Origin of the sequence: Neorhizobium galegae (assembly GCF_021391675.1) — a bacterium.
Lineage (GTDB): Bacteria > Pseudomonadota > Alphaproteobacteria > Rhizobiales > Rhizobiaceae > Neorhizobium > Neorhizobium galegae_B.
The window spans coordinates 3,318,325-3,340,817 of sequence record NZ_CP090095.1 but is presented as its reverse complement, the minus strand read 5'-3'; the positions used below and the strand labels follow the sequence as shown (position 1 = coordinate 3,340,817).

Below are 22,493 nucleotides of genomic sequence, written 5' to 3'. Positions count from 1 at the left end.
CGTTTCAGACTCCTTGCGGCCGGCGCAGATCGAGCGTCAGCGGAAATTCGGGCGAGGGCGTTTCGGCCAGAAGCGTATAACTTCCAGCGGTATGACCCCATGGTTCAAACCGGGCGAGTCGGCGTGCTTCCGCCTCGTTGCCGTTGACCGGGAAGGTGTCATAACTACGCCCGCCCGGATGGGCAACGTGATAGATGCAGCCGCCGATCGAACGGCCGGACCATGTATCATATATGTCGAATGTCAGCGGCGTATTAACCGGCAGGACCGGGTGCAGGCCGGCCGACGGCTGCCAGGCCTTGAAGCGGACGCCGGCAACCGAAACGCCGGACGTGCCGGTGCCTTTCAGCGGCACGGCGCGGCCGTTGCAGGCGACGGTGTAGCGGGACGGATTGGCGGTTTCGAGCCGGACCTGGAGGCGTTCCACCGACGAATCGACGTAGCGCACGGTGCCGCCGATCGCACCCTGTTCGCCCATCACGTGCCAGGGTTCCAGCGCCTGGCGAAGTTCCAGCTTTGAGCCTTCGTATTCGACCTCGCCGAAGAAGGGGAAGCGGAATTCGAGTTGCGCCTCGAACCATTCGGGACGCAGGTCGAAGCCGTTTTCTCGCAGGTCCTGGAGGACGTCCATGAAGTCGGCCCAGACATATTGCGGCAGCATGAAGCGGTCGGCGAGCGCCGTTCCCCAACGCACGAACCGGCCCTGCAGCGGGTTCTTCCAGAAGCGGGCGATCAGCGCCCGGACCAGCAATTGCTGGGCGAGCGACATGCGCGCATTCGGCGGCATTTCGAAGCCGCGGAACTCGACGAGGCCGAGGCGGCCGGTCGGGCCGTCCGGCGAGAACAGCTTGTCGATGCAGATTTCCGAACGATGGGTATTGCCGGTGACGTCGGTCAACAGGTTGCGGAACAGGCGGTCGACCAGCCAAGGCAGCGGGGGAGCGCCCTGGCCAGGCGCCGGTACCTGGGCAAGCGCGATTTCCAGCTCGTACATCGAGTCGTGGCGGGCCTCGTCGATGCGGGGCGCCTGGGAGGTCGGGCCGATGAACAGACCGGAGAACAGGTAGGAGAGCGAGGGGTGGCGCTGCCAGTGGAGCACCAGGCTCTTCAACAGGTCGGGCCGGCGCAGGAACGGGCTGTCGTTCGGATTGGCGCCGCCGACCACGACATGGTTGCCGCCGCCGGTGCCGGTGTGGCGGCCGTCGATCATGAACTTGTCGGCGCCGAGGCGGCTCTGGCGGGCCTCCTCGTAGATCGCGGCGGTGGTCGCCACCGTCTCCTTCCAGCTTGCGGCCGGATGGATGTTGACCTCGATGACGCCCGGATCGGGCGCGACGCGGATGACGTTGATGCGCTCGTCATGCGGCGGGGCGTAACCCTCGATATGCACGGCGAGGCCGAGTGCGGTCGCGGCGTTTTCGGCAGCGGCGATCAGTTCGAGATAGTCCTCGATCTTTTCCACCGGCGGCATGAAGACGCAGAGCCGGCCGTCGCGGGCTTCGACCGAAACCGCCGTGCGGACGGCGCCGCCGATCTCGCCGAGGGTTTGTTCGACGCGGCCGGGATTGACCGCATCACCTGCCTTGAAGGAGGATTCCGGCATGGCGCGGCCGGCCGGTATGATCGCTTCCGGCAGCGGCCGGCGGGGGATCGAAGGGTCGGCCTCGTGGATATAGGGGAATTGCGACGGCGGGACGTAAGGCAGGGTGCCGAGCGGCAGGCGGTAACCGACCGGGCTGTCGCCGGGCACCAGGAAGATGCGGCCGCGCCGGGTGCGCCATTTCTCGCTGATCCAGCGCTTGCCGGCCGCTTGCGCGTTCCAGGCCTGAACGGGCAGGACGTAACCGCTCGGGCTGGTCAGGCCGCGCTCGAAGACACGGGCGATGCGGTTGCGCTCTTCCGGATCCTTGAGCTTGGAGTTCGACGGATCGACATTGTCCGGCAGCGAGCCTTCCTTGATGATCCATTCTGCCGGGTCCTCGTACGCCGGCACGACCATGTCCGGGGCGATGCCGAGTTCGGTGGCGATACCGGTCAGGAGCTTGGCGGAATCCTGCTCGCCGACGTCGTAGTCGCGGCCTTCCTCGGCGACGAGGTCCGGATTGCTCCAGATCGGCCGCCCGTCCTTGCGCCAGTAGAGCGAGAAGGTCCAGCGCGGCAGGCTTTCGCCCGGATACCACTTGCCCTGGCCATAATGCAGGAAGCCGCCGGGCGCAAAACGCTCGCGCAGCTTGCGGATCAGGATATCGGCCTTTTCGCGCTTGGTCGGGCCGACGGCATCGGTGTTCCATTCGCCGGATTCGAAATCGTCGATCGACACGAAGGTCGGCTCGCCGCCCATCGTCAGGCGCACGTCCTGCGCCTTCAGCACGCGATCGACCTGTTCGCCGAGCGCGTCGAGTGCATCCCAGGATTCGTCCGAGAAGGGTTTGGTGATGCGCGGATGTTCGGCGACGCGGTTGACCTTCATGTCGAAGGCGAAGGAGGTTTCGGCCTCGCCGAAATAACCGCCTGATATCGGCGCAGCGTTGCGGAAATGCGGCGTGGCGGCAAGCGGGATATGGCTTTCGCCGGTCAGAAGCCCGGAGGTCGGATCGAGGCCGACCCATCCGGCGCCGGGAAGATAGACTTCGCACCAGGCGTGCAGGTCGGTGAAATCGACTTCAGTGCCGGAGGGACCGTCGAGCGCCTTGAGGTCCGGTGTGAGCTGGATGAGGTAGCCCGAGACGAAGCGGGCGGCGAGGCCGAGATGGCGCAGGATCTGGACGAGCAGCCAGCTGGAGTCGCGGCAGGAGCCCATGGCGGAGGTCAGCGTCTGTTCCGGCGTCTGCACGCCGGGCTCCATGCGGATGACATAACCGATCGCCTGCTGCAGGCGGGCGTTGATGCCGACGATCATGTCGACCGTCGGCTGGTCTGGGGACATGTCGAAGGTTTTCAGGTAATCGACCAGCGCCGGTTCCGGCGGCTCCGGCACCATGTAGATCGACAGGTCCTCGACCAGTTCCGGCGGATAGCTGAACGGCCATTTCATGGCATCCTCTTCGACGAAGAAGTCGAAGGGATTGTAGACTGTCATGTCGGCGACCAGGTCGACCTCGATCTTGAACTCGGTGACCGGGTCCGGAAAGACGAAGCGGGCGAGGTAGTTGCCGTAGGGGTCCTGCTGCAGGTTCACGAAGTGGTTGGACGGCGTCACCTTCAGCGAATGGCTGAGCACCTTGGTGCGCGAATGGGCAGCCGGTTTGAGGCGGATGATCTGCGGTCCGAGACGGACGGGCTTGTCGTACATATAGTGGGTAAGGTGGTAGACACTCGCCTTGATCGACATACTTCCCCTTGCCGGCCGCTTTACCGGGCCGATCGATGATCGTTGCAAGGATTTTGTGCAATGCACGAGAATAAAGCAAGGCGGAATCCAAGCTTATACCGCAGACGCGAGATAACCGGCCTTATTCCTCAATCCAGCGTGCGGCGGAAACGGCGGACCGCGATCAGCATGGCGACGGCCATCAGGCCGGCGAGCGCCAGCGTGTCATAGGCCAATGTCTCGATGCTGGCGCCCTTCAGCATCACCGCCCGGACGATGCGGATATAGTGGGTGAGCGGCAGCGCTTCGCCGATCCACTGCGCCCAATCGGGCATGCCGGCGAAGGGGAACATGAAGCCGGAGAGGAGAATGTTCGGCAGGAAGAACATCATCGCCATCTGCATGGCCTGCAGCTGGTTCGCCGCGATCGTCGAGAACGTGTAGCCGATCGACAGGTTGGTGAGGACGAAGAGGGCCGTCGCGGCCGCCAGCGACAGCGGATCGCCAAGGACCGGCACGCGGAAGACCAGAATGCCGACGCCGATGATGACGAGCGCCTGGATGAGGCCGATCAGCACGTAGGGCGCGATCTTGCCGAGCATGATCTCCAGGGGCTTGATCGGCATGGAGAGCAGGTTCTCCATCGTGCCGCGCTCGACCTCGCGGGTGACGGAAAGGGCGGTGAAGATCAGCAGCGTCATCGTCAGGATCGTGCCGAGCAGGCCGGGGACGATGTTCAAGGTCGAGGAGCCGGCGGGATTGTAGCGGCGGTGCTGGACGATCTGGAAGGCGGGTTTCACGGGCTCGGCGAAGGCGACCTGGCGGTCGTTTTCGAGCGCCGTCGAGATGATGCCGGAGAGCGCGCCGAGCGCGGAACTTGCGGCGACCGGGTCGGTGGCGTCGGCGGCGACCAGCAGCGAGGGGGAATCGCCGCGGCGCAGCGACCGTTCGAAACCTTCCGGGATCTCGACGACGAACAGCACCTTTCCCGATTGCAGCAGCGCGTCCATGTCCTCGGCGCGAGTGACGACGGTCTTCACCTCGAAGAAATCTGTGTTCTTGAGGGCTGCGAGGATGGAGCGGCCGACATCGCTGTTTTCGCGCATCAGCACGGCGGTCGGCAGGTTGTGCGGCGTGGTGTTGATCGCAAAGCCGAACAGGAAGAGCTGCATGATCGGCAGCATGACCATGGTCGCGAGCGTGATGCGGTCGCGGGTCATCTGGATGAATTCCTTGACTGTCATCGCCCAGAAGCGGCCGAAGGAGCCGCCCCCGGAAGAGCCATTGCCGTTCATGCTGCCTGGCGCCGGGGTCATTTGAAATTGTCCTCCGAGCGGCGCATCAGGTCGATGAAGGCATCTTCGAGCGTCGGTTCGCCCTTTTCCCATTTGAGGCCCGGCCGATCGCGATAGGGGGCGATGGCCTGTTCGAGGGCTGCGGCATCGCGGCCGGCGACGTGCAAGCTGGTGCCGAAGGGGGCGATCATGTCGATGCCCGGCCGGTTTTCGAGTTCGGACTGGAGATGGTGGACGTCGGGGCCGGAGACCGTGAAGGTGACGAGGCCGGTGCCGGCGATCACCTCGTCGACCGTGCCTTCGGCGAGCAGCTTTCCGTAAGCGATATAGGCGATCTCGTGGCAGCGCTCGGCCTCGTCCATGTAGTGGGTGGAGACCAGAACCGAGAGGCCGTCGGCGGCAAGCGCGTGAATCTCGTTCCAGAAGTCGCGGCGTGCCTTCGGATCGACGCCGGCGGTCGGTTCGTCGAGGAGGAGGAGTGCCGGTTCGGGCAGGATGCAGGCGCCGAGCGCGAGGCGCTGTTTCCAGCCGCCGGAAAGTTCACCGGCCAATTGTTTCTCGCGGCCCTTAAGGCCGAGGCGTTCAATGGCGGCGCCCGCCTTGCCGCGCGGATCGGGCAGGCCGTAGACGCGGGCGACGAATTCGAGGTTCTCGCGGATCGACAGGTCCTGGTAGAGCGAGAATTTCTGGGTCATGTAGCCGACCCGGCGGCGGATGCGGTCGCTTTCGGTCAGGATATCGAAGCCGAGACAGGTGCCGTCGCCGCTATCGGGGGTGAGCAGGCCGCAGAGCATGCGGATGGTGGTCGTCTTGCCGGAGCCGTTGGGGCCGAGAAAGCCGTGGATGCGGCCCTTCTTCACCGACATGGAGAGGTCATCGACCACCTTGCGGCCGCCAAAACTCTTGGTGAGGTGATGGACGTCGATCACCGTTTCGGGGGCGTCGACCGTCATGGTGGCGTCGGTCATGGGCGTGGTCCGGGCGCGACGTCGACCGGCTGGCCGGGGCGTAGCGCCTTCGGGTCGGCAGGGATGGCCTCGACGCGGTAGACGAGTTTTGCGCGCTCCTCGAGGCTGTAGATTTCCGGCGGGGTATATTCGGCGGTTTTGGCGATGAAGCTCACCTTCGCGTCGGTCGGCCGGCAGGCGTCGCAGGTGACGCGGATCGGCTGGCCGAGCGACAATCTGGCGATTTCGGTTTCCGGCACGAAGAAGCGGATGCGGACGTTTTCCGGCGGCAGGAGTGCGACGATCGGCCGGCCGGCGGGCACGACTTCGCCCGTGCGGTAATAGAGCGTCTCGACGCTGCCTGTGGCCGGCGCCGAAACGGAGCGGCGGGCAAGCGCTGCCTCGGCCGAGGTGAGATCGGCCTTGGCGGCTGCGACGGATTCGCGCGCCTGGCGCAGGGTCTCATCGCGGGCGGGGAGGGCGGCGAGGATGATCTGGCTGCGGACATTGTCGAGGGCGGCGCGGTTGGCGGCTTCGGTGGCGGTCGCGGTGTCGAGATTGGCGCGGGTGGACGTGCCGCGCTCGACGAGGACACGGGTGCGGTCGAGATCCTGTTCGGCGAGGTCCAGTCGGGCGGTGGCTTCCCGTTCGGAGGCGCGCAGCACGTCAATCTCCTCCGGGCGCTTCTGGGCGGCTTGCGCAAGATCGAGTGCTGCCTGCGACTGGGCAAGCGCTGCACTGGCTGCTGCGACGGCGGCCTCTTCGCTCAGGGAGTCGAGTTTGAAGAGCGGCGCGCCGGCTTCGGTGGCCTGGCCTTCGGCGACATCGAGTTTCGTCAGCCGGCCGGTGGTCTCAGTGCCGATGAACAGCGTATCGGCCTCGACCCAGCCCTGATAGGGGCGCGGAGCCCGGTCTGCGAGGAGAAAGGGTAGGGCGGCGAGGGTGGCGCCGGCGAGGAGAACGATGACGAGGATGCGTCTCATGGCGCGCTTGCCTCCGGCACGAACAGGGTATCGAGGAAGGTGTCGAACAGATTTTGCGTGTCGAGATGTTCGTAGGCCTCGAACAGCGTCGTCCAGACAATCGACAGCAGCGCCGGGGCGATGACGATCTGCGGGAGTTCGGCGATAGCCGGGTTGCGCAGGTCGCCACGGTCGGCCGCCCGCTTCAAGAGGATGCGCAGCACGCCAAGACCCTTGGAGATGATCTCGCGGTGGTAAAACTCGGTGACAGCCGGAAACATCGGGCCTTCGGCGAGGATCAGCCGCAGCAGGTGGCGGCGCTCGGTCTCCAGCACCTCGCGCTTGAAGAGCGTGTAGAACATCGACACGGCGAAGCGCGGCGGGATGGCTTCGTTGGCCGCCAGCCCGTCGATCTGGCCGAGGATCGGCGAGGCGATGCCGGAGACGAGTTCGGTGAACAGCGCCTCCTTGTCCGGGAAATGCAGGTAGACGGTGCCCTTGGCGATGCCGGCACGGGCCGCGACATCTTCCATGCGGGTTGCGGCGAAACCGCGCTCCGAGAAACAGGCGAAGGCCGCCGCCAGGATCTCGGCCCGGCGCTGCTGCGGATCGCGTTTCTCTCTCTTCTTCTCGGCCATCGGGCGCTCTCGATTATGACTGACTGGTCGGTCATTAACATTCTGTTGCAAAAATTGCAAGGGATTTTGGGATGCGTGGAGGCTGGCGGGGGGCAATCCGTAGAGTCCCTCCCTCTTGTGGGGGAGGGTTGGGGACACCACCCCCACTTTACATCCCAGATGCGATTGTCCTGCCATATCAACGGGGTAGGGAATGCCGCGCACTCCCCGGATCATTCTTGCTGCGGGTTCCGCGGAGACGAGTTGCTCAATATTGGTGGGGTAGGGTGAGGAATTGCGATTGCGTCATCATATAGGGGGAGCCGGCCCCCTTGAAGCTGCGCAAGATGCAAACGCATGCTAAGTTAGGGGTGACGAGGGTGTTTGCAGGAGTCGCAGTAGATGTCGCAGAATTCCGAAGGTGTCGTGCCGGCCTTCGAACTTTCCCTGGGTGGTCAGCTCCGCATGATGGGCAGAGCATTCTGGAATGCGCCGGTGCGCAATCGCGTTCTGGTGCTGATCGTGGCGCTGCTTCTGGTCATCTTCGCGACGACCTATGCGACATACCGGCTCAACGAGTGGAACGGGCCGTTCTACGACGCGCTGGAACGGCGCGACATGCCGGAATTCTTGAACCAGCTCGTCGTCTTTGGCGTCATCGCCTTTTCGCTGACCCTGCTCAACGTCGTCCAGCAATGGCTCAATCAGATCACTGCGATGCGGATGCGCGAAGGGCTGGCGCGCGATCTCGCCGACGTCTGGCTGAAGCCCGGCCGGGCGCTGAAGCTCGCCGGGGCCGGCGCGATCGCCAACAATCCCGACCAGCGGCTGCACGAGGACACGCGCATCCTGGCGGAAAACACCACGGCGCTGGCGATCGGGCTCGTCAACTCCACCATTCTGCTGGCGAGCTTCATCGGCGTCCTCTGGGCGATCTCGTCGGATTTCGTCTTCCATTTCGGCGGCCGCACCATTTCGATCCCCGGCTACATGGTTTGGACGACGATCCTCTATGCGCTCCTGGGCTCGGTGCTCAGCAACGTGGTCGGCAACCTTTTGCCCCGGCTCAATGCCGAGCGTTATGCGCGCGAAGCGGACCTGCGCTCAGCCCTGGTGCGCGCCAACGAGAACCTGAAGCCGATCGCGCTGGCGCGCGGCGAGGTGAACGAGCTCACCCGTGTGCATTTCGCGATCGACGGGGTGCTGGGCATGCTGCGCAAGCTTGCCTGGGCGCTCGCCAATCTCACCTGGGTGTCGGCCGGGTTCGGCTGGCTGGCGCTGGTGGCGCCGATCATCATCGCCTCGCCGATGTATTTTTCGGGCGAGCTTTCCTTCGGCGGGCTGATGATGGCGGTCGGCGCCTTCAACCAGGTCAACCAGGCGCTCCGCTGGTATGTCGTCAATTTCAGCGTCATCGCCGACTGGCGCGCGACGCTGAACCGCGTCTCCTCTTTCCGCAACGCGCTGCTGATCATGGATACTCTGGCCAAGAAGGGTGGGGTGATCGCCTATCGCGAGGCGCAACGAGGCGAGGGCATCAGCTTTTGCGGGATCACGGTCTATGGCGAGCCCGAGCTGGCCGAGGCGGGACACGGCGTGCGCGTGGTGGAAGGCGATTGCGCCATCAAGCCGGGCGAACGGGTGATGGTCAACGGCGATCCGGGCGCCGACCGGCATCTGTTCTTCCAGGCGTTGGCCGGCATCTGGCCCTGGGGGCGCGGCGAGATCGGCCTGCCGCCGGTGGACAGCATGATCATGATGCCGCAGGACGGATACCTTCCGACGGCGACGCTGCGCGAGGTGATGATCTCTCCCGCCGGACTGACCGGCGCCGATGACAAGACGCTGACGCAAGCGCTCGAAAAGGTCGGTCTCGGCCGTCTCGTGGGCAGGCTGGACCAGGTGGAGCGCTGGGACCGGCTGCTCGACAAGGACGAGGAGGCATCGCTCGCGATCGCCAACGCGGTGCTGCGCAAGCCGGCCTGGCTGATCATGGACGACGTGCTGGAAGGCCTGGAGCCGGAAACCCAGGAGCGGCTGCTGAACGTGCTCGGTCGTCTCGACGGCGTTACGCTCATCTATATCGGCCGTTCGGAAGAGTTTCGGGCAAAATTCTCGCCGCGCCTCTTCCACCTGTCGCCGCTTCACGCGCATGCGAAGAAGACGAAAGAAGAGGCATGAGATGGGCAGGCATCTGGCTTCGGCCAAGACAGGACAATGCATCGTCTGCGGCCGCAGCTTTCCACTCTCGAAAATGCACAGGACCGGATATCTGCGCCCGCATCTGGCCGAGATGATCGTCGAGGAGGTGAAGGACTGCGATGAGAACAGCCTGATCTGCGACGAGGATCTTGCCCGTTTCCGCCGCCGCTATGTGGAAAAGCTGCTCGACGAGGAGCGCGGCGAGCTTTCCGACCTCGACAGGCGCGTGCTCGACAGTTTCGAGAAGGGTGCCTCGACGGTGCAGAAGAGCGCTGCCAGCCTGCTCGAGCGCAACCCCACTTTCGGTGAGCGGGTGGCCGACAAGGTCGCCTCCTTCGGCGGCTCCTGGACCTTCATCCTGAGCTTTCTCGGCGTGCTCTGCCTGTGGATGGCGGCGAACGTCGTCGGCCTGTTCGCAGTCCCGTTCGATCCCTATCCGTTCATCCTGCTCAACCTGGTGCTCTCGTGCCTGGCGGCGCTGCAGGCGCCGGTGATCATGATGAGCCAGCGGCGGCAGGAGGAAAAGGACCGAATGCGCTCCGAGAACGACTACATGATCAACCTGCGCGCTGAATTGGAAATCCGCCAGCTGCACGAAAAGATCGACCACCAGATGGCGCATCAATGGGAGCGGCTGGCGGAGATGCAGCAGATCCAGATCGAGCTTCTGGAACGGCGTGGCGGCGGACGGGGGTCCAACTAGGCCAGCCCTGAAGGCCGACGAGGACGGCCGTAACCCCAGCGGCAATTTTGGCGGAAATCCCCGGCTTTTTGAGTGTTTGCTCCACCCATTCTTAAAGGGCTGCGTGCTAAACGGGTTTCCGCCGCTGGTTGAAGCATCTGCGGTCCCCACTTTTTTAGGATTCACAGATGAAAAAAGCTCTCCTGATTGCCATGCTCGTCATGGCCGCTCCCATGTTGGCTGAGGCGAAAACACTCAAGTTCCCGAGCGACGCTCCGATCGCCAGCATCAAGATCCCCGACAGCTGGAACCCGAAGGAAACCGACACCGGCGTCGATGCCACGTCCAGTGACGACGCCGTCTATCTTTCCGCCGATGTCGCGGAGCTGAAGTCGATGGACAAGACCGTTTCGGATGCCATCGACTTCCTGAAGGAGGTCGGCGTCACCGTCGATCCCAAGACGCTGAAGGAAACTCCGGTCGAGGAGTTCAACGGCATGCAGATGACCACGCTCGACTGGGACGGCAAGGACGAGAGCGGCCCGGTGAGCGTCGGGCTTGCACTGATCCAGACGTCGCCGACCAAGGGTCTCGTCGTCACCTATTGGGGAACCAAGGGCGACGAGGAAAAGCACCAGAAGGAACTGGTCGACATCCTGTTGTCGATCAAGCCGATCGTAAAGTGATACCGGATGCGGCGGCGGTTGTTTCCGCCGCCGCTTTCGTCTCGTCTGACTAATCGGGCGAAAAGTCAGCCGATGAAATCGTGGATGATGCGGGCGACCTGTTCCGGCATTTCGAGTTGCAGCATGTGGCCGCTCGGCACTTCCATGGATGCCCAGGACGGATCGGCGCTGACCTTGGCGTAGATGCCGGAGAAGATCTTCGACTGCTCGATATTCGCCGAGACGTAGAGCCTTTTCGCGATCTTCCGATAGTCACCCGACAGCTTGATCTTCTGGATCATCGTCGCGAACGGCTGCGGCGAGCGGCTGGTCATGTAGTGGCGCAGATGCTCCGGCACGCGCGTCGCGTGACGGGCAGGGGGCGGCACCGCGACCCCGCCGAGTTCGCCAGCCATGGCAAGGTTGGCCATCGCCACTTCCGGACCGAGCAGATGGAGCGCCGACTGGCCGTTTTCCGGCAGGAAAGCGTCGAGATAGGTCAGCGTGCGGATACCGTTCGCGAAACGATCGGCGACGCCTGTGATCACCATGCCGCCATAGGAATGGCCGACGAGATCGAATTCCTCCAGGCCTTCGGCTTCGATGAGGCCGCAGACATCGCCGATATGGGTGTCGAGATTGATGGCCCCCGAGAAGAGGTGAGAGCGTTCGCCAAGCCCGGTCAGACTCGGCACGAAGACCTGGTGACCCATGCCCCGCAGGATATCGGCGACCGGCGTCCAGCTCGCGCTCGAACCCCAGGCGCCCTGCACCAGAACGATCTTGCGGCTGGTCATTCGATCCCCTCCCGTCTGGATGATGCCGTTTGTTTCCCACCCGGTTCCGGTTGAGTCAATGCGACAGGCGAGGGGACAAGCCTATTGCGACGTGGCCGTCCGGGCGTCTGTGCCGATCAGGACGGCCAGGTCAGACCGAAGACGCGGAGCCAGTTGTCGAAGGCGAATTTTCTTAACGTCGGCTCGTCGAATCCGGCCTTGCGCATGGCATCGAAGAGATGCGGCAGGCCGCTGGCGTCCCTGATCTGGCGGGGTACGACGGTGCCGTCGAAGTCCGAGCCGAGGGCGACCCTGTCCGCTCCCATGCGGTCGATGAGATACTCGATGTGGCGGACCACAACATCGAGTGGCGTATCCGCGTCGAGATGGGCGTCGGCGCGTATGTCGTAGACGGCGAGGTTGAAACCGATGACGCCATCCGTATCGCGAATGGCGTCGAGCTGCCGGTCGGTGAGATTGCGGGTCGAGGGACATATGGAATGGGCGCAGGCATGGGTGGCGACGAGGGGAGCGGTGCTCAAGGCTGCAACGTCCCAGAATCCGCGTTCGTTCAGATGCGCGAGGTCGATCATGATGCCAAGGGCGTTGCAGGTCCTGACGAGATTCCTGCCGAGATTCGTCAGTCCGGGACCGGTGTCGGGAGACCTTGGATAGGCAAAGGGAACGCCGTAGCCGAAGATGTTCGGACGACTCCAGACCGGGCCGAGGGACCGGAGACCGGCTTCGTGCAAGTGATGGAGATAATCGAAGTCCGGGTCGATCGCTTCGGCGCCCTCCATGTGAAGGACGACGGCAAAAGCAGATTCAGCCCGGGCTGTCGTGATGCCATCGACATCGGTCGCAAGCCGCATCCGGCCGTTCGAACGCCGGATCAGTCCGCCGATCGCGGAAAGCTGCGCGTCGATCTGAAGGCGGGCGTAGTCCAAAGGCACGGCGTCGGCATACCGGACCTCGTATCCATCGCTGGTGACGATCAGGTCGTTTTCCGGTTTGCGCTCCGGGGAGGCGTGCAGGGCGAACAGCCCGCCCATCAGGCGTCCTTCGATCGCGCGAGGAAGATCGAGATGGCCTTCCTCAGACCGGGTCAGGAAATCGCGGCCGGTCGGTTTGTAGTCCACCATGAGCTGGACCGCATCGTTATGCCCGTCAAAGACTTCGATACTGTCCATGGGAATTCGGTCCTCAAGGTCCAGGTTGGCAACGGCATGTTGCAGTCGGTTTGATTGCCCGCTCATCTCACAGCCGGGTTAGAAGCTTGTGACAACAGGTGTCTCTCGGGCAGCTTACCGCCACATCCCCCGCATGCGGGCGGTGACGTCGATGCGGACCTGGTGGCGGGCCTGGCGTTCGGCTTCGGACATCGGGACGACGACCGGCCAGGCGGCAGTTTCGAAGAATTGCAGCAAGGTCGCCGGGATGAAGCGGGTGCGCGCGGCGTAGACGTGGCGGTCGCCCTGCGAGGCCTGGCCGTGCACGAAGAAGCGCTGCGGCGTCATCAGATGCAGGTGGTCCTTCGCCCGCGTCATCGCGACGTAGAGGAGTCGGCGCTCCTCCTCGATCTCGGCGGTCGAGCCGACGCCGAGGTCGGAGGGGATGCAGCCGTCGACGCAGTTCAAGAGGAAGACCGAACGCCATTCCTGGCCCTTCGATGAATGGATGGTCGAGAGGATCAGATAATCCTCGTCGAGCAAAGGCGTGCCGGATTCGGCGCTGGTCGCATCTGGCGGATCGAGGGTCAGTTCGGTGAGGAACCGTTCGCGGGAGGTATAGCCGGAGGCGATCTGCTCGAGCTGCAAAAGGTCGGCCTTGCGGGTCTCGGCATCCTCGTGAATTCGGATGAGATGCGGTTCATACCAGAGGCGGGTGAGGCCGATTTCGGACGGCCAGCCTGCGCCCCTTCTGACGGCGGCAAGCATGTCGACGAAGGCGGGCCAGTCGGCGCCGGAACGTGGCGGTGCGGGGATTTCCTGAAGCGCTGCAAGCGGCTCGGGATCGGCGGTGATGGCATCGAGGATCTTGCCGGCCGTCTGCGGGCCGATGCCGGGAATGAGCTGCATCAACCGGAAACCGGCGACCCGGTCGCGCGGGTTCTGGGCGAAACGCAAGGCGGCCAGCATGTCCTTGACATGGGCGCTGTCGAGGAACTTCAGGCCGCCGAACTTCACGAACGGGATGTTGCGGCGGGTGAGTTCGACTTCCAGCGGGCCAGAATGATGCGACGAGCGGAACAGCACGGCCTGACTCTTCAGCGTCATGCCGGTCTCGCGGTTTTCGAGGATCTTCTCTACGATGTAATTGGCCTGCTCGGTCTCGTCCTTGACGGCGACGAGGCGGGGACGCTCTTCCGACTGGCGCTCGGTCCACAGGTTCTTGGTAAAACGCTCGCGGGCGAGATCGATGACGCCGTTGGCGGCGGCGAGGATCGTATTGGTCGAGCGGTAGTTGCGGTCGAGCGTGACAATGTTGGCCGGCGGATCGAAGGTGTTCGGGAAATCGAGGATGTTGCGGATCGTCGCCGCGCGGAAGGAATAGATCGACTGGGCGTCGTCGCCGACGACGGTGAGGCCGATGCCGCCGGGCTTCATCGCCATCAGGATCGACGATTGCAGCCGGTTGGTGTCCTGGTATTCGTCGACGAGGACATGATCGAAACGGCCGCCGACATCCTGCGCAATCGCCGGCTCGCTCATCATCTGCGCCCAGTAGAGAAGGAGGTCGTCGTAATCCAGCACGTTCTGGGCCTGCTTGGCCTCGACATAGGAGGCGAACAGTTCGCGCAGCTGCGGTTCCCAGGCGGAGCACCAGGGAAAATAGAGTTTCAGCACCTCGTCCAGCGGCGTCTCCGAATTCACCGCACGGGAATAGATCTGCAGACAGGTGCCTTTGGTTGGAAACCGGTTCTCGGTCTTCGAGAAGCCGAGCTCGTGGCGCACCAGGTTCATCAGGTCGGCGGAATCTTCCCGGTCGTGGATGGTGAAGTCGTGGTCGAGGCCGATCTGTTCGGCGTAGAGGCGCAGCAGCCGGGCGCCGATGCCGTGAAAGGTGCCGGCCCAGGCAAGGGCGTCGGTCATGATGCCGGCATTTGCGCCTAACACTTGCGCGCAGATGCGCTCGACGCGGCGGCCCATTTCCGGAGCCGCGCGGCGGGAAAAGGTCATCAGCAGGATGCGGCGCGGGTCGGCGCCCGAGACGATCAGGTGCGCGACGCGGTGGGCGAGCGTGTTGGTCTTGCCGGAACCGGCGCCGGCGATGACCAGCAAAGGCCCGGCCGGGCCGCCCCTGGGCACGTCCGAGCCGTGCTCGACCGCGCGCCGCTGCGCGTCATTCAGCTTTTCCAGATAAGCAACAGCCATGTCCGTTCCCGATGTGTTCGAATTAGCCATAGCTGATTCGTGCGCCTGCGCGGAAATCCGCGGCGGCGCTTATGCGGCAAGTCACCAACTTGCCCGCGGGCCGGAAGATTGCGACGATGCCGCCGGCGGCAATTTCCGCCCAAGTACAAGTTGCATACCAAGGACCGGTGCCACGATCAGTTCGTGCCGCCTGCTGTATCCATTTGTATTTTAAACGTAAATCACGCTTTTGTTACGCCTGTCCTGGAAATAAACTTGACCACAAATCTCTGCTTTGGTTATGACGGGCGCGTCAAATTCCTGACTCTCTTGCGGAGGCGATCTTGAAGACTTCATTCACCTTGGCTGCGGGCGTTGCCCTGGCTTTTTCCGTTCTGTCCCTATCGTCGCCCGCTTCGGCGCAGGTGGCCGACAGTCTCACCATCTATAATGCCCAGCACGAAGGGCTGACCAAGGAATGGGCGAAGGCCTTCACGGAAGAGACCGGCATCGTGGTCACCATCCGCCAGGGCAGCGACCTCGAAATCGCCAACCAGATCGTCCAGGAAGGCGCCAATTCGCCGGCCGACGTGTTCCTGACCGAAAACTCGCCGGCCATGGTGCTGGTCGATGGCAAAGGTCTTTTCGCGCCGATCGACAAGGCGACCCTCGACCAGGTTCTGCCGGGTTTCCATCCGGCCAACGGCAACTGGGTCGGCATCGCTGCCCGCTCGACCGTTTTTGTCTATGACAAGACCAAGCTGACCGAAGACAAGCTGCCGAAGTCGATGCTCGACCTTGCCAAGCCGGAATGGAAGGGCCGCTGGACGGCATCTCCGTCGGGCGCCGATTTCCAGGCGATCGTCGGTGCGCTGCTGCAGCTCAAGGGCGAAGAAGCGACCGCTGCCTGGCTGAAGGGCATGAAGGAAAATGCGACCCCGATCCGCGGCAACTCGACTGCCATGAAGGCGGTCAATGCCGGCCAGTTCGAAGGCGCGCTGATCTATCACTACTACTATTTCGGCGACGTCGCGAAGACCGGCGAGAACACCAAGAACATCGGCATGCATTATTTCAAGAACCAGGATCCGGGCGCCTTCGTGTCGATCTCGGGTGGCGGCATCCTTGCCTCCTCCAAGCACAAGGAACAGGCGCAGACCTTCCTGAAGTGGGTCACCGGCAAGGGCGGCCAGAAGATCTTGCGCGACGGCACCTCCTTTGAATATGCCGTCGGCAAGGGCGAGGCTTCCAACAAGATGCTGACCCCGATCGCCGACTTGGCAGCCCCGAAGGTCGAGCCCTCGACCCTCAACAACGCCAAGGTCACCGACATGATGACCGCCGCCGGCCTGCTCTAAAAAGCGGCCGATAACAGTTGCATGGAGACATCGCAGGGCGTACCTGCGATGTCTCGTATTTTCGGACCGGCAATGACTTCCACCACAGATACCAGGATCTCCATCGCGCCGCGACACCGCCTGCCGGCGGCGTCGTCCTGGACGCTGACGATTGCGGTCGCGGTGGCCTTGCTGGCGCTCCTGCCGCTCGGCTTTGTGTTATGGGCAGCGGTCGTGACAGGTTGGGAGATGGCCTCGCAGCTGATCTTCCGCTCGCGGGTCGGCGATCTGCTGGCCAATACGGTCCTGCTCGTCGTCTTTACCATCCCCATCTGCGCCGTGCTCGGCGTCGCGCTCGCCTGGCTGACGGAACGCAGCGACCTGCCGGGCGCGCGGTTCTGGTCCTGGCTCTGCGTCACGCCGCTTGCCGTGCCCGCCTTCGTGCACTCCTATGCCTGGATCGGGATGTGGCCCGGTTTCAACGGCCTTCCCGCCGGCGTGGCGATCTCGGTCGTCGCCTATTTTCCGTTTCTCTACCTTCCGCTTTCGGCCGCCTTCCGGCTGCTCGACCCGGCGCTGGAAGATCAGGCGGCCTCGCTGGGACTGGCACCGTTTGCCGTCTTCCGGCGCGTCGTGCTGCCGCAGCTTAGGCTTGCCCTCTGCGGCGGCGCGCTGCTGATCGGCCTGCATCTGCTGGCCGAATACGGTCTGTTTGCGATGATCCGCTTCGACACGTTCACCACCGCCATCCTCGACCAGTTCCAGTCGACCTATAACGGTGTCGCCGCCTATATGCTGGCCCTGGTACTGGTGCTCTGCTGTTTCGTGCTGCTCGGCCTCGAAGCGAGCCTGCGCGGCCGCAGCCGCTATGCGCGGCTTGGATCCGGGGTCGCCCGCCGGCCGAAGATCGCCCGGCTCGGCCGATGGAAATACGTCGCTCTCCTTCTGCCGGCTGCGACCGCTGCCTTTGCGCTCGGCGTTCCGGTGCTGACGCTCGGTCGCTGGCTGATCGCCGGTGGGGCCGGTGTCTGGCGGATCGACGAGGTGGGGCTGGCGCTGTGGCAGACGCTGGTCATCTGCCTGGTCGGCGGGATCGCGACGACCGCCGCCGCCGTGCCGATCGCCTGGCTCTCCGTGCGCCGGCCGACCCGCGCCAGCCGGTTCCTCGAAGGCTGCTATTACCTCGCTAGCTCGATGCCGGGCGTCGTCGTGGCGCTGGCGCTCGTCACCATCACCGTGCGGGCCATGCTGCCGCTCTACCAGAGCGTTGCCACCATCGTGCTCGCCTATGTGGTGATGTTTCTGCCGCGGGCGCTGGTGAGCCTGCGGGCCAGCATTGCGCAGGTGCCGGTCGAGATCGAACAGGCTGCCGCGAGCCTCGGGCGGTCGCCGGGCAACGCGCTGCTCGCGACGACGATCCGGCTTGCGGCGCCGGGGGCAGCGGCCGGCGTCGCGCTCTCTTCGCTCGGCATCATGAACGAGCTCACCGCCACCCAGATGCTGGCGCCGAACGGCACCCGCACGCTCGCCATGGCCTTCTGGGCGCTGACCGGCGAGATAGACTATGCCGGTGCGGCTCCCTATGCGGTGCTGATGGTTGCCTTCTCGCTGCCGCTCACCTTTCTTCTCCACCATCAATCGAAAAAGATCGCTGGGCGATGACGTTTCTTACCCTGACCTCCCTGCGCAAACAGTATGGTTCCGTGGCAGCCCTCGACGGCATCGACCTGTCGGTGACAGCCGGCAGCCGCACGGCGATCGTCGGGCCTTCCGGCTGCGGCAAGACCACGCTTCTGCGCCTGGTTGCCGGCTTCGACGCGCCGGATGAGGGCCGCATCGTGTTCGCCGGCCGGCAGCTTGCCGACGGTCGCTCCCAGGTGCCGGCGCACAAGCGCGGCATCGGCATCGTGGCGCAGGACGGCTGCCTGTTTCCGCACCTGACGATCCGGCAGAATATCGGTTTCGGGCTGGAGGCGGAGGCCTCGGTCAAGAATGCCCGCATCGCCCAGTTGATGGACATGGTCGGGCTCGACGCGGCCATGCTCTCCCGCAAGCCGGACCAGCTCTCAGGCGGACAGCAGCAGCGCGTGGCGCTTGCGAGGGCGCTCGCCCGCAAGCCGAGGCTGATGCTGCTCGATGAGCCCTTCTCGGCGCTGGATACGGGCCTCAGGGCCGCGACCCGCAAGGCGGTGACCGACGTGCTGACCGCCGCCGGCATCACCACGCTTCTGGTGACCCACGACCAGGGCGAGGCGCTTGCCTTCGCCGACCAGGTGGCGGTGATGCGGGCGGGAAAATTCGCGCAGGTGGGTTCTCCGCGCGAGGTCTATTCCAGGCCCGTCGACGCGGCGACGGCGGCCTTCCTCGGCGAGGCGATCGTGATGCCGGCGGATATTGCCGACGGACAGGCAGAAAGCCCACTGGGCGTGCTGCCGGTCGACGATGACGCCTATCGCGGCAAGGCCCAGATCATGCTGCGGCCGGAACAGGTCACGGTTACGCAGGCCGGCGGCCACAATGGCGGCGAGGGGGCTTCCGGGACGATCGCCGAGATGAATTTCTGTGGCCCGACCTCGGATGTCCGGATCAGGCTTGGCGGCGATCCGCAAGGCTTCTCCTTCCGGCTCGACATTCCGAGCCGCGAGACGCTTGTCGTCGGCGACCGGGTGACGATCGGCGTGGCCGGAGCCGCCCACGTCCTGCGCTAATTGGGAACCCGGGAACATTTCTTCGCGTTGTCGGACCACCAACGTGAAGGAAACAATTCCATGCTGAAATGGGCTCTCATCTTTCTGGTCATCTCGCTGATTTCCGGTTTCCTCGGCTTTTCGGGTATTTCCGCCGCGACGGCAGGGATCGCGAAAATCCTGTTCTTCATCTTCCTTGTCGTTTTCCTGATTTTCGTCGTGCTCGCCTTTGCGGCCGGCAACGCGATTCTCTGATTCCCCTGACGTCCCCGGGGCGTCAAGCGCGAGGAATCGTGCCGCTGAAACAAAAAAGCCCCGCCGAAGGTCGGGCGGGGCAAATTGGGGAAAATCCGCATCAATGACGCGGTGGGTCGCATTTGGCATATTCGATGTCGTGTTACGAGGCGGGTTTGGGCCGATTCGGTACGCTCGGCGAAAAAAAGAGACCGGTCTCGAAACGGCAGTAACTGTTCTGCGCAGATGCGGAGGTCAGGCGCGCGACGGATGTTTCTGGGCGAATACGAGCATCTTCCAGATTACCGGTCCAAGGACCGTATGCTCGTGGTGGATCTGCGGGATGGCCGCGTCCTTGTGCACGACGATTTCGTCGCCGCAGGTCCTGCACCGGTAGATGCCGGCATTCGGCACCTTCTGCCCCGGCATCCAATCCTTCTCGAAGGCGGGTGCTTTCGTCTGGACGAGATGCTCCGAATTCTTGAACTGCGCCATCTACACCTCCTTGATGTCGTAACACCATAACAGGCGCAGATGACCAAATCGCCAGCAAGGCTGGTGAAGGATTTCGGGCGCAAGTGCGCCGTTTTGGAACGGACAGAATAAGGGAAGGATCAGAAACGAAGAAATCCGCCGAAGCGGATTTCTTAACGTTTTGAACTGGATGGTGGGCGTGACAGGGATTGAACCTGTGACCCCTACGATGTCAACGTAGTGCTCTCCCGCTGAGCTACACGCCCATCCGTGGCGGCGCATAGACCATAGACTGGTCGGGCCGTCAACAGGTTTTTGCCATGAAATGCGAAGGTTTTTTGAAGGCCTTGCAGATCAGGGCTTTTGGGCCCTCAGGCAGCCAGAAGCTTGTTCACTTCGTCCACCAGATCGCGCAGGTGGAAGGGCTTCGACAGGACCTTGGCGTCCTTCGGAGCCTTGGAATCGGAGTTCAGCGCCACGGCCGCAAAGCCGGTGATGAACATCACCTTCAGGTCCGGGTCGAGTTCGGTCGCCCGGCGGGCAAGCTCGATCCCGTCCATTTCCGGCATGACGATGTCGGTCAGGAGCAGCGAGAAGGGCTCTTCGCGCAGGCGGTCATAGGCGCTCGCGCCGTTGTCGAAGGACGCGACCTTGTAACCCGCCTTTTCAAGCGCCTTCACCAGGAAACGACGCATGTCGTTATCGTCTTCGGCGAGAAGGATTTTCTGAATCATCTCCAGGACCGTTATCCAATGCAAATTTTTAGAGTTGTCGGTATCTCTTACACTGCCTACGCGCGGTAAACATCCGTTTAATGAGGGTGTAAGAGGATTTGGTAGGGTATAGATAGTATGGACTTCGCCTCGGGCAACTGGCAACATGAGTTCCTGAACAAGTTCGTGACATGGTAAAGGCAGGATGGATTGCAACGCAGGTGATTTTGAACATTTCGAAGTGAGGGAGCCCGCCACGCAGACTATCCCCTTCGTCTTCAATTCGCCTCACAGCGGCAGCTTCTACCCGCCTGAATTTCTCGCCGAGAGCGGCCTCGATCTCGCTCGCCATCCGCCGCTCCGCAGACCACTATGTCGACGAGCTTTTCGCCGATGCGCCGGAACTCGGTGCGCCGCTGCTTCTGGCCCATTTCCCGCGCGCCTATCTCGACGTCAACCGCGAGCCTTACGAGCTCGATCCGCGCATGTTCGACGGGCCTTTGCCGCCTTTCGTCAATATCGGCTCGATGCGGGTCGCAGGCGGGCTGGGCACGATTCCGCGGATCGTCGCCGAAAACATGGAAATCTACCGCCGCCGGCTGCCGGTCGACGAGGCGATGTCCCGCATCGAAACGATCTACAAGCCTTACCACGCCTGCCTTCGCAAGCTGATCGCCCGCACTCATGCCCGCTTCGGGCTCGCCATCCTGATCGACTGCCATTCGATGCCGGGCAATATCCGGCTCTCCGGTTCGGACGTGCGGCCCGACTTCATCATCGGCGACCGCTACGGCACGAGCGCGTCTGCCGAGCTCTCTCGGGCGGCTATGCAGTTCCTCGAAGGCATGGGTTTTTCGGCGGTGCGCAACAAGCCCTATGCCGGCGGCTTCATCACCGAACATTACGGACGGCCGGTGCGCGGCCTGCATGCGCTGCAGATCGAGATCAACCGCGCGCTCTACGTGGACGAGATGACGCTTGCCAGACGGCCGGAATTCCCGGTGATAGCAGCCACCCTTTCGACCTTCATGCGACAGATGGCGGACTTCGTCGTCGACTTCGCAGGCGGCGACAGCGCGCTCGCAGCCGAATAGCTTCCCTTAAAGTTTTCCACAGGTTTGGTCTATCGCCCGCGGGTAGGCGGGCTCGCCGGCTCGATCGCGGACAAAAAAAACCGCGCTTGTGGGCGCGGCTAAGTCTAGGGAGGAAACACCCAAGGAGGGTATTTACAGTCAAAGACTGTGCATTGAAGCTACGAGTGCGCTGCACAAATGTCAAGCATCTTTTTCAAGTGATTAAATATGCGCCATTTTTGGGCGATTTGATGAGTTTTTCGGCGCCGGTCGATTGTTTTTTGATTTTCTGCGCATGATCACGCGAAACCGGTTTTCAGTTTCAGGCGAGTATCCTAGAAGAGATCACCTCTTCCTCAGCGGATCTCTCCATGCTTCCTGATCGCGACTTCTTCGATGCGCTTGCAGCCGCCGCCAAGGCCGAGACCCTGCCACGCTTCCGAACCGGCCTTTCGGTTGTCAACAAGGAGCAGGGCGGGTTCGACCCGGTGACCGAGGGCGACCGCGCCGCCGAGACGGCGATCCGGGCGCTGATCACCGAACGCTTTCCCGAACACGGCATTCTCGGCGAGGAGCATGGGAATGTCGGCCTCGACCGCGAGCATGTCTGGGTGATCGATCCGATCGACGGTACGCGCGCCTTCATTTCCGGCCTGCCGGTCTGGGGCACGCTGATCGGCTTCCAGTCGAACGGCCGCGCCGCCATGGGGCTGATGGACCAGCCTTTCATCGGCGAGCGTTATTTTGCCGACGGCAGCAACGCCTGGTATTCCGGCCCGGACGGCGAGAGGCAGCAGATTTCGGTGCGCGACTGCGGCAGCCTTGCCGACGCCACCCTGTTCACCACCTCGCCGCATATCTTCGGCGTCGACGATCTGGCGAAATACCGTTCGGTCGAGGAGAAGGTGCGGCTGTTCCGTTACGGCTGCGATTGCTACGCCTATGTGCTGCTCGCCTCCGGCCATATCGACCTCGTCGTCGAGAACAACCTGAAGCCCTACGACGTGGGTGCGCTGATTCCGATCATCGAGCAGGCGGGCGGCATCATCACCACCTGGGACGGCGGGCGCCCGGAAAACGGCGGCAATATTCTTGCGGCGGGCAGCAAGGCCGTGCATGCGGAAGCCATGAAGCTGCTTTCCGGCAAATAGGTCACCGAGCGGATC

At 63.5% G+C, this 22,493-nt stretch carries 18 protein-coding genes, 1 tRNA gene and 1 pseudogene; 9 read left to right on the top strand and 11 right to left on the bottom strand.

From position 1 onward, the window contains the following. Positions 1 to 4: 4 nt before the first annotated feature. The 5 genes from LZK81_RS16650 to LZK81_RS16630 form a co-directional block, all read right to left on the bottom strand. Positions 5 to 3,331 carry a DUF2126 domain-containing protein gene (locus LZK81_RS16650; RefSeq protein ID WP_233953969.1) on the bottom strand — a complete coding sequence of 1,109 codons (3,327 nt, stop codon included), beginning with the start codon at positions 3,329 to 3,331 and terminating at the stop codon, positions 5 to 7. A gap of 128 nt (positions 3,332 to 3,459) precedes the next feature. Next, positions 3,460 to 4,626 (bottom strand): ABC transporter permease, encoded by a 1,167-nt coding sequence (locus LZK81_RS16645; protein ID WP_418936448.1) that lies wholly within the window; start codon positions 4,624 to 4,626, stop codon positions 3,460 to 3,462. Then, positions 4,623 to 5,573, bottom strand: coding sequence for an ABC transporter ATP-binding protein (locus LZK81_RS16640; protein ID WP_233953968.1), 951 nt, complete (start codon positions 5,571 to 5,573; stop codon positions 4,623 to 4,625). Before LZK81_RS16640 ends, LZK81_RS16645 begins: the two co-directional genes overlap by 4 nt. Continuing rightward, entirely contained in the window at positions 5,570 to 6,535 is a 966-nt protein-coding gene (locus LZK81_RS16635) for an HlyD family secretion protein (RefSeq protein ID WP_233953967.1), read from the bottom strand. Before LZK81_RS16635 ends, LZK81_RS16640 begins: the two co-directional genes overlap by 4 nt. Continuing rightward, entirely contained in the window at positions 6,532 to 7,152 is a 621-nt protein-coding gene (locus tag LZK81_RS16630; RefSeq protein WP_233953966.1) for a TetR/AcrR family transcriptional regulator, read from the bottom strand. Before LZK81_RS16630 ends, LZK81_RS16635 begins: the two co-directional genes overlap by 4 nt. 381 nt (positions 7,153 to 7,533) lie before the next feature. Here LZK81_RS16630 and LZK81_RS16625 point away from each other — a divergent pair, with 381 nt between their 5' ends. The 3 genes from LZK81_RS16625 (at position 7,534) to LZK81_RS16615 (ending at position 10,701) form a co-directional block, all read left to right on the top strand. After that, a complete protein-coding gene (locus tag LZK81_RS16625) occupies positions 7,534 to 9,312 on the top strand; it encodes an ABC transporter ATP-binding protein/permease (protein ID WP_233953965.1) in 1,779 nt (592 codons plus the stop codon). 1 nt (position 9,313) lies between these two features. Then, positions 9,314 to 10,036, top strand: a complete 723-nt coding sequence (locus LZK81_RS16620) for a DUF1003 domain-containing protein (RefSeq protein ID WP_046604558.1) — start codon at positions 9,314 to 9,316, stop codon at positions 10,034 to 10,036. 167 nt (positions 10,037 to 10,203) lie between these two features. Then, positions 10,204 to 10,701 (top strand): histidine kinase, encoded by a 498-nt coding sequence (locus LZK81_RS16615; RefSeq protein WP_210008412.1) that lies wholly within the window; start codon positions 10,204 to 10,206, stop codon positions 10,699 to 10,701. 65 nt (positions 10,702 to 10,766) lie between these two features. Here LZK81_RS16615 and LZK81_RS16610 read toward each other — a convergent pair whose 3' ends face one another. From LZK81_RS16610 to LZK81_RS16600, 3 genes are all read right to left on the bottom strand, one after another. Next, positions 10,767 to 11,477 carry an alpha/beta fold hydrolase gene (locus LZK81_RS16610; protein WP_233953964.1) on the bottom strand — a complete coding sequence of 237 codons (711 nt, stop codon included), beginning with the start codon at positions 11,475 to 11,477 and terminating at the stop codon, positions 10,767 to 10,769. 116 nt (positions 11,478 to 11,593) lie between these two features. Beyond that, positions 11,594 to 12,646 (bottom strand): dipeptidase, encoded by a 1,053-nt coding sequence (locus LZK81_RS16605; protein WP_233953963.1) that lies wholly within the window; start codon positions 12,644 to 12,646, stop codon positions 11,594 to 11,596. Between the two features lie 114 nt (positions 12,647 to 12,760). Then, positions 12,761 to 14,830 (bottom strand): ATP-dependent helicase, encoded by a 2,070-nt coding sequence (locus LZK81_RS16600; protein ID WP_233953962.1) that lies wholly within the window; start codon positions 14,828 to 14,830, stop codon positions 12,761 to 12,763. Positions 14,831 to 15,153: 323 nt separating this feature from the next. Here LZK81_RS16600 and LZK81_RS16595 point away from each other — a divergent pair, with 323 nt between their 5' ends. From LZK81_RS16595 to LZK81_RS16580, 4 genes are all read left to right on the top strand, one after another. Then, complete coding sequence (locus tag LZK81_RS16595) at positions 15,154 to 16,167, top strand: iron ABC transporter substrate-binding protein (RefSeq protein ID WP_046604563.1); 1,014 nt, start codon at positions 15,154 to 15,156, stop codon at positions 16,165 to 16,167. A gap of 72 nt (positions 16,168 to 16,239) precedes the next feature. Next, positions 16,240 to 17,808: an ABC transporter permease gene (locus LZK81_RS16590; protein WP_233953961.1), complete on the top strand. Its 1,569-nt coding sequence runs from the start codon at positions 16,240 to 16,242 to the stop codon at positions 17,806 to 17,808. Next, positions 17,805 to 18,854, top strand: a complete 1,050-nt coding sequence (locus tag LZK81_RS16585) for an ABC transporter ATP-binding protein (protein WP_233953960.1) — start codon at positions 17,805 to 17,807, stop codon at positions 18,852 to 18,854. The genes LZK81_RS16590 and LZK81_RS16585 overlap by 4 nt, the downstream gene beginning before the upstream one ends. Before the next feature lie 60 nt (positions 18,855 to 18,914). Next, complete coding sequence (locus LZK81_RS16580; RefSeq protein ID WP_038545141.1) at positions 18,915 to 19,088, top strand: DUF1328 domain-containing protein; 174 nt, start codon at positions 18,915 to 18,917, stop codon at positions 19,086 to 19,088. Positions 19,089 to 19,322: 234 nt separating this feature from the next. Here the strand turns inward: LZK81_RS16580 and LZK81_RS16575 are convergent, their stop codons facing one another. The 3 genes from LZK81_RS16575 to cpdR1 all read right to left on the bottom strand — a co-directional run bounded on the left by LZK81_RS16575 (position 19,323) and on the right by cpdR1 (position 20,275). Next, positions 19,323 to 19,562, bottom strand: a complete 240-nt coding sequence (locus LZK81_RS16575; RefSeq protein ID WP_046604566.1) for a hypothetical protein — start codon at positions 19,560 to 19,562, stop codon at positions 19,323 to 19,325. A 170-nt stretch (positions 19,563 to 19,732) separates the two neighbouring features. Then, positions 19,733 to 19,807: transfer RNA gene (locus LZK81_RS16570), tRNA-Val, on the bottom strand. Between the two features lie 105 nt (positions 19,808 to 19,912). Continuing rightward, the gene (gene cpdR1, locus LZK81_RS16565; RefSeq protein WP_037077221.1) at positions 19,913 to 20,275 is read right to left on the bottom strand and encodes a response regulator CpdR1; all 363 of its coding nucleotides are present in this window, start codon (positions 20,273 to 20,275) and stop codon (positions 19,913 to 19,915) included. 184 nt (positions 20,276 to 20,459) lie between these two features. Here cpdR1 and LZK81_RS16560 point away from each other — a divergent pair. Continuing rightward, a pseudogene (locus LZK81_RS16560) lies at positions 20,460 to 21,348 on the top strand (N-formylglutamate amidohydrolase). A gap of 350 nt (positions 21,349 to 21,698) precedes the next feature. Beyond that, positions 21,699 to 22,478 carry a histidinol-phosphatase gene (hisN, locus tag LZK81_RS16555; RefSeq protein ID WP_233953959.1) on the top strand — a complete coding sequence of 260 codons (780 nt, stop codon included), beginning with the start codon at positions 21,699 to 21,701 and terminating at the stop codon, positions 22,476 to 22,478. The last annotated feature ends 15 nt before the right edge of the window (positions 22,479 to 22,493 follow it).

Coding starts and splice junctions, on each gene's coding strand:
- LZK81_RS16630 (WP_233953966.1), bottom strand. CDS start 7,152: ATGGCCGAGAAGAAGAGAGAGAAACGCGATCCGCAGCAGCGCCGGGCC.
- LZK81_RS16580 (WP_038545141.1), top strand. CDS start 18,915: ATGCTGAAATGGGCTCTCATCTTTCTGGTCATCTCGCTGATTTCCGGT.
- LZK81_RS16615 (WP_210008412.1), top strand. CDS start 10,204: ATGAAAAAAGCTCTCCTGATTGCCATGCTCGTCATGGCCGCTCCCATG.
- LZK81_RS16650 (WP_233953969.1), bottom strand. CDS start 3,331: ATGTCGATCAAGGCGAGTGTCTACCACCTTACCCACTATATGTACGAC.
- LZK81_RS16585 (WP_233953960.1), top strand. CDS start 17,805: ATGACGTTTCTTACCCTGACCTCCCTGCGCAAACAGTATGGTTCCGTG.
- LZK81_RS16620 (WP_046604558.1), top strand. CDS start 9,314: ATGGGCAGGCATCTGGCTTCGGCCAAGACAGGACAATGCATCGTCTGC.
- LZK81_RS16640 (WP_233953968.1), bottom strand. CDS start 5,573: ATGACCGACGCCACCATGACGGTCGACGCCCCCGAAACGGTGATCGAC.
- LZK81_RS16575 (WP_046604566.1), bottom strand. CDS start 19,562: ATGGCGCAGTTCAAGAATTCGGAGCATCTCGTCCAGACGAAAGCACCC.
- hisN (WP_233953959.1), top strand. CDS start 21,699: ATGCTTCCTGATCGCGACTTCTTCGATGCGCTTGCAGCCGCCGCCAAG.
- LZK81_RS16645 (WP_418936448.1), bottom strand. CDS start 4,626: ATGACCCCGGCGCCAGGCAGCATGAACGGCAATGGCTCTTCCGGGGGC.
- LZK81_RS16600 (WP_233953962.1), bottom strand. CDS start 14,830: ATGGCTGTTGCTTATCTGGAAAAGCTGAATGACGCGCAGCGGCGCGCG.
- LZK81_RS16635 (WP_233953967.1), bottom strand. CDS start 6,535: ATGAGACGCATCCTCGTCATCGTTCTCCTCGCCGGCGCCACCCTCGCC.
- LZK81_RS16610 (WP_233953964.1), bottom strand. CDS start 11,477: ATGACCAGCCGCAAGATCGTTCTGGTGCAGGGCGCCTGGGGTTCGAGC.
- LZK81_RS16625 (WP_233953965.1), top strand. CDS start 7,534: ATGTCGCAGAATTCCGAAGGTGTCGTGCCGGCCTTCGAACTTTCCCTG.
- cpdR1 (WP_037077221.1), bottom strand. CDS start 20,275: ATGATTCAGAAAATCCTTCTCGCCGAAGACGATAACGACATGCGTCGT.
- LZK81_RS16590 (WP_233953961.1), top strand. CDS start 16,240: ATGACTTCCACCACAGATACCAGGATCTCCATCGCGCCGCGACACCGC.
- LZK81_RS16605 (WP_233953963.1), bottom strand. CDS start 12,646: ATGGACAGTATCGAAGTCTTTGACGGGCATAACGATGCGGTCCAGCTC.